9 protein-coding genes are annotated in these 7,577 nt (G+C 60.1%); 6 read left to right on the forward strand and 3 right to left on the reverse strand.

Annotation, left to right across the window (positions count from 1 at the left end; translation table 11 throughout):
- Window positions 1-48: 48 nt before the first annotated feature.
- Window positions 49-744 (reverse strand): WHG domain-containing protein, encoded by a 696-nt coding sequence (locus tag ACFFAR_RS18865; protein WP_174363621.1) that lies wholly within the window; start codon window positions 742-744, stop codon window positions 49-51.
- A gap of 192 nt (window positions 745-936) precedes the next feature.
- Here ACFFAR_RS18865 and ACFFAR_RS18870 point away from each other — a divergent pair, with 192 nt between their 5' ends.
- Window positions 937-1,368 (forward strand): response regulator, encoded by a 432-nt coding sequence (locus tag ACFFAR_RS18870; protein WP_375508267.1) that lies wholly within the window; start codon window positions 937-939, stop codon window positions 1,366-1,368.
- Window positions 1,369-1,385: 17 nt separating this feature from the next.
- Here the strand turns inward: ACFFAR_RS18870 and ACFFAR_RS18875 are convergent, their stop codons facing one another.
- Window positions 1,386-2,231, reverse strand: coding sequence for a phytanoyl-CoA dioxygenase family protein (locus ACFFAR_RS18875; protein ID WP_174363622.1), 846 nt, complete (start codon window positions 2,229-2,231; stop codon window positions 1,386-1,388).
- Between the two features lie 212 nt (window positions 2,232-2,443).
- Between ACFFAR_RS18875 and ACFFAR_RS18880 the strand changes: the two genes are divergently transcribed.
- The 3 genes from ACFFAR_RS18880 to ACFFAR_RS18890 all read left to right on the forward strand — a co-directional run bounded on the left by ACFFAR_RS18880 (window position 2,444) and on the right by ACFFAR_RS18890 (window position 5,875).
- On the forward strand, window positions 2,444-3,466 hold the full coding sequence (locus tag ACFFAR_RS18880) for a TcdA/TcdB catalytic glycosyltransferase domain-containing protein (protein ID WP_174363620.1): 1,023 nt from the start codon (window positions 2,444-2,446) through the stop codon (window positions 3,464-3,466).
- 233 nt (window positions 3,467-3,699) lie between these two features.
- Window positions 3,700-5,217, forward strand: coding sequence for a flagellar filament capping protein FliD (fliD, locus tag ACFFAR_RS18885; RefSeq protein ID WP_174363619.1), 1,518 nt, complete (start codon window positions 3,700-3,702; stop codon window positions 5,215-5,217).
- Window positions 5,218-5,341: 124 nt separating this feature from the next.
- Window positions 5,342-5,875 (forward strand): YbaK/EbsC family protein, encoded by a 534-nt coding sequence (locus tag ACFFAR_RS18890; RefSeq protein ID WP_174363618.1) that lies wholly within the window; start codon window positions 5,342-5,344, stop codon window positions 5,873-5,875.
- A gap of 100 nt (window positions 5,876-5,975) precedes the next feature.
- Here the strand turns inward: ACFFAR_RS18890 and ACFFAR_RS18895 are convergent, their stop codons facing one another.
- A complete protein-coding gene (locus ACFFAR_RS18895; RefSeq protein ID WP_174363617.1) occupies window positions 5,976-6,950 on the reverse strand; it encodes an aliphatic sulfonate ABC transporter substrate-binding protein in 975 nt (324 codons plus the stop codon).
- On the opposite strand from ACFFAR_RS18895, the gene ACFFAR_RS18900 reads away from it, so the two are divergent.
- Together ACFFAR_RS18900 and ACFFAR_RS18905 are read left to right on the forward strand one after the other, a co-directional pair.
- Window positions 6,936-7,220, forward strand: coding sequence for a hypothetical protein (locus ACFFAR_RS18900; protein WP_062001449.1), 285 nt, complete (start codon window positions 6,936-6,938; stop codon window positions 7,218-7,220). The genes ACFFAR_RS18895 and ACFFAR_RS18900 overlap by 15 nt on opposite strands.
- Window positions 7,175-7,577 (forward strand): MetQ/NlpA family ABC transporter substrate-binding protein (locus tag ACFFAR_RS18905; protein WP_375508266.1); only part of this gene is annotated, 403 nt, incomplete at its 3' end. The genes ACFFAR_RS18900 and ACFFAR_RS18905, both read left to right, overlap by 46 nt.

Raw genomic sequence — 7,577 nt, forward strand, 5'->3', positions numbered from 1 at the left:
TCCGTAGGGGGTTTTACGGACGAACTGGTCGATCAGCGAGTGCGGCGCCTACCCGATCCGCATTTGTTCGATGGTCGCATCGACCAGCGCGTCAGCGCTTTCCACGCCGTCGGCTGCGAGCGCGAGGCCGTTCAGGCGTCCATCGATAAGCAAGGTGGCGAGGCCGTGCACATAAGCCCAGGCGGCGGTCATGGCGACGGCGCGGGTGGCATCGAGTTTGGGCGGTGGCTGCGTCGCTTCCGGGGTGTCATCGGTGTCATCGGTGTCATCGGCGACATCGGATAAAGCCATTGCCGACGCACGCCGCGCCTCGACCAGCGATGGACGCGTGTTGTCGAGCATTTCCGCTCGCGACATGAGCCGGAACAAATCCGGGTTCGTCACCGCGAAACTCACGTAGCCGCGCGCAATGGCACGGCGCCGTTGCGGCCCGGGCTGCAGGCCATGCGCGTGTTTCGCCATGGTTTCGGTGAGACGAAGATGGCCGCTTGCTGCGAGTTCGCTCAGGACGCCGGCGGTATCGCCGAAATGATGTTGCGGCGCCGTGTGCGACACGCCGGCTTCGCGCGCGATGGATCGCAGGCTCAGCCCGCTGATGCCGTCATGGCGAAGCACGGTTTCAGCCGCCGCCAGCAGCGCGTTGGGGAGCGAACCATGGTGATAGGGCTTTTGCGCGGACGTTACATCAGCGGACTGCGTTTTCTTCGACCGGGAAACCGCTGCGGGTTTTCGGCTTTCGTTCATAGGGAATCACGGACAAGGAGATGAGAGGGGCTTTAAAAACTTTCCAACGGAAACATGCTCGCGGCGTGCGCTGCGATTGTCAACTGCTTTTCTCGCGCTTGTAACAATGACCCGCACGCCGCAGACAAATACGCCGGACGTGCGCCACGGCTGCGCGGGCGTCACCTGGCATTGTCGTTGCATAGCTTGTCCGTGAACGCGCGATCTCGTTCATCCCACCTGCCAGCAGGACGAAAACTCCGAGCAGAAAAACCGCTTAATACCGAGGGAATCGTGCATATCCTTTTTATCGACGACCATAAAGATTCAGCCGATGCATTTGGCGAAATAGCCTCGGGCCTGGGACACAAAGTGCAGGTGGCGTATGACGGCCGCGCCGCGCTGGAGCTGACGCAAGCGCAGAGCTTCGACGTGGTTTTCTTCGACATCGAACTGCCGGACGCCGACGGCCGCGAACTTTGCAGGAAGGTGCGCGAAGACGGTGCATCGCGTGACGCGTGCGTGATCGCGGTGACCGGGCGCACCGATCTGCGCGACGATGACCTCGAACCGTTCGACGGATATCTCCACAAACCGATCAGCGCCGGCGCTTTGGAACGGGCGCTGCGGTTTTCCGAAGGGTAAATCGATAAACCCGCGCCCTAACGCCCTGCGTTCGTGCGCCCCTCTGCGTTCGTCGCCACAGCGACGGCGTCGAGATTCTGCGGGTATGGAAAATTCAGGCCGAGCAACTGGCGCATCGTCGGACTGGCGTTTTTCACAAACGCCTCGCCGGCCATCGCGCGCAGGTCTTCCATCGGCTTGACGAACTTCGGCAGGTACTGGATCAGCACGGCGCTGCGGTCCTGGGTGCTGTGATTCGGCATCGCGCAATGCCACGTCGCGCCGAAAAACACGATCGCGTCGCCCGGGTCCGCTTCCATCCGTTCGCAGCGTTCGAAGAATGCATCGCCATCGCCGGGATATCGCAGTTCGTGCTGCGTGTGAGGCACGAACGCGGTCGCGCCGGTCAGCGGCGTGAATGGATCGAGTGGAATGGTGACTTGTGCGTTGAGCGGAAAGCTGGTGTTGATGCCGACCGGAAACGTGTCGGGTGCATGAAAATCCCAGTATGGATAATCGATATGCGGTTCCTGTCCCGGCCCGTCCGGCAGAATCCGGTTGGCGGCAATCGATCCCATGATGAAGTCATCGCCGAGAAAAAGCCGCATTGCTGCAACGATCACAGGATGCTCGGCCATCTCTGAAAATACACTGCCTTTAGCCAGCAGATTCCAGACACGCCGCTGCAAATGCAGCCGTTGCTCTTGTGCTGCCTGCCTCTGGAAATGCGTGACGGTCTGCGCGCGATCGTCGGAATGCGCCATCACGACACGGCGCGCCTCCGCGACCTGCGCCGCGCTGAACGCCCCTCGAATGCGAACCGCGCCGGGACCGCGCAAAAGTGCTTCGACCACGGCCTCGGGGGTCACGGCATCGGCTTGCATGCTGTTCACGGCTGTCTCCTTGTTTTTTCACTACGGCGCTCCGGCCGCTGGTACGGACAAGCATAGAAGAGCGTCGACGCCAGTGCAACGAAAATTTCACTTGTATTTAACATGGAATTTTCATTCCAATTCATTTTTTGCGGTGCCAGCGTAATGGAATATGCCAAGGGGCTTGAGTGTTTCTCCTGAACGACAGACTTCAGGAATCCGACGTGAAAGCCATACCCAAGAAGCTGCATATCATCTGGATCGGTAACGACATCCCGCAACGCAATCGTGACTGCATCGCAAGTTTTCCGGCTAAAAATCCCGACTGGGAAGTCAATCTCTGGATCGATGCAAAACAGTTGCTGACAGGCGAACGGCGCCGCGCCGCAACCGCCCATTACGCGGCGCAGAACAACGGCGCGGGCGTAAGTGCGGACCAGTGGAAAACGGTCGCCGAGCACGTGGGAAAAGACGGCGACGATCGTGCCACGATGAAATACCTGCAGGAATTCCTCAACTACCGTGGTGAAGCATTGCAGGGCATGCGCGTGCAGAAGGTCAATTCGATCATGGCCTTCTGCAACAGCAATCGCATCAAGCTGCGGGAGGTGGAGCGCGACCTGAACATGGGCAAGACCGCGCCGATCTACCGCCGGGAGCTGGTCGAACGCGGCGGCAATTTCGGCGCGGCGAGCGACATCCTGAGAATCGAGATCCTGATGCAGTACGGGGGCGTCTATGTCGATACCGACGTCTCCTGCGCAAGTAAGCTTGGATCGATCGTTTGTCACGAGTCGTATCCACGATTCTCGGCCGTCAATTACGCCTGGAAGGACGGCGTCAGCCAAAGCGACTGGGAATCGGACGCATGGTGGGCGCGCAAGGTCGGCGGCCAGACGCCGGCAATCAGCAATTCGGTCATTGCCTCTCACCCGAGGTGCAAGGGGATGAAGACCTACAAAGCCATGATCCAGAGCAATTTCAAATCGCTCAAGAGCGACACGGCGCGGCGCGATCTCTATTTCAACGATGTCCGCACAAGCACGATTCAGATGACGGGGCCGACCGCGGCCTCGAAAGGATCGGGATTCGCGAAAGCCAAGGAGAAAATGGAAAACGGCGTTGCCGGAATTACTACGCAGGATGAATTGACGCTAAAACAGGCAAGGGACAACGCTTTCATGCGGGAAAACTGGTACTTCCCGATGTATATGGTCGTCGATCGCTATTTCCATGACTGGCTTTAGCATCGAATCAATCGAGCGCATGCCTTTGAACGTTAATTATATGAATAAACTAGCAAGTAAACTGTAAGCTCAATTACAATCCGTTACACGACGTTTGACGCGGCCAGAAAGAGTGAATGCCAGCTGTTTTTTGCGTCCGTCTGTCGAATTTCACTCGTTCGTCATATCAAGCAAGGCCACTAACGCATGGCTGCTGCCTGATTCGCGGCGCGACAAAAATAACGGAGCAATGCATGAGCACGATCTCTTCATCCAGCGTGAATCCGAACAGCGCCGTCCAGCAGGCGGCGCAATCGATCATCAGCGGCTCGACCGGAAGCAAGACCGACGTGAACGCGCTCGTCACCGCCCTCGTCAATGCGAAGGTGGCGGGTCAGACGGCAGCGCTCACCAACAAGACCAAGTCGGACAACACCCAGCTTACGGCGCTTGGTCAGTTGAAGTCGGTAATGTCGCTTTTGCAAAGCTCGATCGCCTCGCTTTCCGACGGCACGACGATGTCCGCATTCACCGCAATCGGCGACGGCAAGGGCATCACCGCCAAGGGCACGAAAGGCGCTGTGGCAGGATCGTATTCGGTCCAGGTATCGAATATCGCGACGTCGCAATCGGTTACGTCGGGCGCGTTCAAGGCGGGCAGCACGCTCGGTGCCGGCACGATGACACTGTCGGTCGGCGGCAAGAGCATGTCCATCAACGTGGATTCGAACAACAACACGCTCGCCGGCATTGCCTCGGCCATTAATTCGGGCAAAGGCAATCCGGGGATCACCGCGGCGATCGTCAATGGCACGGACGGCGCGCACCTGGTGCTGCGGTCATCGTCGACGGGGGTGTCCAACGGGATCAATATTTCGATCGCGGGCGCCAGCCCGGACGATGCGCTGAACGATCTGGCCATGACCTCGGGCACCGTGTCCGCGCCGGCGAACAGCGCGGAAACGGCCGGCAATTACACGGGCTCGGCCACAAGTGTCGCGACCGGCAAGTGGTCGCAAAGCGTCGCGGGCCAGGATGCGAACTTCATGATTGCGGGCACCGCCGGCACGAGCGCGAGCAACACGATCACGACTGCGCTGAGCGGCGTATCCATGACGCTCGATTCAGCCTCGGTCGGCACTACGCAAACGCTGACCGTCGCGCAGGATACGACGGGCCAGGCAACCGCCATCAACGCCTTCGTTACGGCGTACAACAACTACATCGGCACGGTGAAGACGCTGACCTCGTTCGATTCGAGCCAGCCGAAGGGATCGCAAGGCGGCACGCTTCTCGGCGACGCCATGATGAACACCATTCGCAATACGCTTGCCGGCGTGTTGAGCAGCGGCGTCGGCAAAGGGGCATCGTCGATCAACCTTGGGTCCATCGGCATCACGCTCAAGCCGGACGGCACGCTCAAGACCGATGCCGACGCACTGAACGCCGCGTTGAAGAGCGATCCGACGAAGGTATCGCAGCTTTTCAATTCCACCGATGGCGTCGGCACGCAGATGAACGACAACCTGACGTCGTTCCTGTCGACGGGCGGTATCGTGGAAACACGCTCGAGCGCGCTCACCGCCGACCTCAAGAAGCTGGTCACCAAGCAAACGGCGCTCGACGCACTCACCGCGCAGCTCACGACCGCATACAACGATCAGTTCACGTCGCTCAACACACTGATGGCGAATTCGCAGATGAACGCCAGTTACCTCACCGCGCTGTTTGGCGGCACGAACAGCGCCGGTTCGCTAGCGAACAACAAGTAACTCGGAACGGGTTTTACTGATGGAAGGCCGGCCTCGCGAGCCGGCCGCCGAGCACGCCGCCGCGGTTTGCGCTACGCTTGCGGCCGGATAAGGCTCCTTCCATCACGCGACTTTCGCCACGCAAATGAACCTGTACGAGATCAACGCCACAACCGACGTCATCCCCGCCGATCAACTTGACCAGCACCTTCCGGCGCATGTGGCGGCTGCCATAGAAGGCCGGGACGTGGTCGTGTTCGCCGTCGCCGACGACGCATCGGACACGGCCGATTGCAGCGCGCGCTATGGCATTCCGCTGGAGGATTGCGCGAACACCATCGTGCTTCGATACAAAAAGGACGGCGAAGAGCATTTCGCGGCGGTCGTGACGCTCGGTTCGCATCGGCTGGATGTCAACGGCGCCGTGCGGCAAACGCTCGGTGCGAAAAAAGTCTCGTTCGCGCCGCGCGAAGCGGCCGTCGAGCACAGCGCGATGGAATTCGGCGGCATCACTGTGTTCGGGCTGCCCGCCGGCTGGCGCGTGCTGATCGAGTCCGCTGTCATGGCGCGTGCGCAGATCGTGATGGGCGCCGGTATTCGCACAGCGAAGCTGGTGCTGCCGCCCGCCGTCCTCGCGGCGCTGCCGGGGGCGGAAGTTGCATCGATGACCGTCGCCTGAAGCACGCGCTCATATTCTCATGGCATTTGCGTAGTTCAGGTTCGGCGCACGCAGGTATAAGTCACTATGACCGACATGAGCGGCCGACGGCGCCAAACGCTCAGGCGAGCGTTCGCGGAGCCGCCGCCGTCACGTCGATTTGCGATGGCAACAGCTTGAGCTTGTAGAACGCGTCCGCAATGCGCTGCTGATTCGCCAGCGCATCGCGGGAAATGGGCTCGGTCCCATATTTGAGCCGCGTGAGCGCCGTGATGACGATGGGTTGCGGGATGCCCCACAAACGCGAAAACTCCGCCGCCGCCGGTTCGCGATTCTCCGATATCCAGTGGTCGATGCCACCAATTTCATCGAGCACGGCGCGCAGCACGTCGTCGTTCTTCTGCACATATGTACGCGACGTGAAATAGAACGCGCGGTTCTGGACCACGCCGCTGCCGTCCGCCACGATCCGCGCCTTGCTGGTCGACTGCACGACCGCGAGGAACGGGTCCCATATCACCCATGCATCGACTGCCTTTTGCTCGAAGGCCGCGCGGGCATCGGCGGGAGAAAGAAAGACCGGCGTGATATCGGCGTACTCGATGTTCGCATTCTCCAGCAATCGCAACAGCAGGAAATGCGCGTTCGATCCCTTGGTCAACGCAATGCGCTTGCCCTTCAACTGCGCAACCGACTTTACCGGCGAGTCCTGCTGCACCACGAGCGCCTCGCTTGCCGGCCGCTGCGCAGTCTGACCGTAGTAGACGAACGGCGCCCCTGCAGCTTGCGCAAAAACGGGCGGCGCTTCCCCCACATCGCCGAAATCGATAGAACCCACGTTCAGCGCTTCGAGTTGCGGCGGCCCGGACGGAAACTCCGTCCATTCGACGCGCACGCCCAGCGGCGTCAGCCGGTGTTCAAGCGTTCCACGGCCTTTGAGGATGCTGAGCAATCCCTTCTGATAACCAATCCGCAACGACCTCGTGGTTTGCGCGGTATTGCCTTGCGCATGAGCAAGCGGCAACGCGCATGAGGCTGCAAGCGTAAGACCACTTGCTACGAAACGACGGCGGCTTGAAGAATGGAAACGATTCATGGATCTGTGGAGACGGTTGCGGGATCGACGCGGGCGGTTGCCGACGCATCGCAAGCATACGGTCGGCTATCCAGCGGGCAAACCAACAAGAAGCGCAATGCTTATTCATTCGTGCCGGATCGACATATCGATATCGAATTTGCTTGGTTCTCAAGCGCCTTTCAAAGGTTTAAGTTGATCGGCGTGTCGCGTCCCTTTCCTCCCTTTTTTCTTGATTCCGAACCATGCCTGATTGGACATTCCTCGCTGCTGCCATCGCGCTCAGCGTGACGCTTGCGTCGCCGGCGAGCCATGCCGCGGAGACGAACGAGTTGCGCATCGGCTTCGTGCCCGGTCCCTATTCCGATGAATTCAAACTCGGCGTTGAACCGGTCTTGCGCCAGAAAGGCTATTCGATCAAGTACGTGGAATTCAGTACGGGACTGGAGGCGAATCAGGCGGTGTATCGTGGAGAGATCGCCGCCGATGTCATGCAGCACGAGGTCTACCTGAAGTCCTACAACGATCGCAATGGAACGGATCTGGTCGGCGTCGTGCAAGTCCCGACGCCGCCCATGGGCCTGTATTCCAAGAAGCATCACGCGCTGACCGAAGTGAAAGCGGGCACGACCGTCGCGGTCCCGAACG

Origin of the sequence: uncultured Caballeronia sp. (assembly GCF_964243625.1) — a bacterium.
In the GTDB taxonomy this organism is placed as follows: Bacteria; Pseudomonadota; Gammaproteobacteria; order Burkholderiales; family Burkholderiaceae; genus Caballeronia.